The organism is Streptomyces sp. AC627_RSS907, from assembly GCF_019049165.1.
The window spans coordinates 1-609 of sequence record NZ_JAGMUE010001487.1; the positions used below are offsets into that span (position 1 = coordinate 1).

1 protein-coding gene is annotated in these 609 nt (G+C 69.6%); it reads left to right on the plus strand.

Going from position 1 to position 609, the window contains the following annotated elements; genetic code table 11:
* Window positions 1-176 precede the first annotated feature (176 nt).
* Window positions 177-609, plus strand: a 433-nt coding sequence (locus KUM32_RS42590) for a pyridoxal 5'-phosphate synthase (protein WP_254406825.1), incomplete at its 3' end; no start/stop codon positions are given.

The following is a 609-nucleotide window of genomic DNA, read 5'->3' on the forward strand; positions in this document are numbered from 1 at the left end:
ACCGGACACGATAGTTGGTGGTGTCCGGAGGCCACAGTGGGTCAGTCGATGATTTTGGTGGGTTCGCCACCTGCGGGGAAGCGTGAGAAGAGGCACACTGCCCCCTTCCACCCGAGAGGGTTACGGCGGCCCGCCCCGGGGCAGCGTGCGGGGGTCTGCCCGGCATGCTGCAAGATATGCGCGTGTCCCATGCCGACCCGCAGCAGCCGCGCGTCCTTGACCCCGCCGCCATGCGTGAGCACTACCGCGGCGCCGGGCTCCTCGAATCCGACCTCGCCGCCACGCCCTTCGCCCAGTTCACCCACTGGTTCGAAGAGGCCGTCACCAGCGGCCTGCACGAGCCGAACGCGATGGTCGTCAGCACCGTCGACGAGGCGGGCCGCCCGCACTCCCGTACCGTCCTGCTCAAGGGCTACGACGAGCGCGGCTTCGTCTTCTTCACCAACTACGGCTCCCGCAAGGGCCGTCAACTCGCCGCCAACCCCGCGGTCTCCCTCCTCTTCCCCTGGCACCCGGTCGACCGGCAGGTCATCATCACCGGCACCGTGCGACGCACCGGGCGGGACGAGACGGCGGCGTACTTCCGCACCCGCCCACACGGCTCCCAAC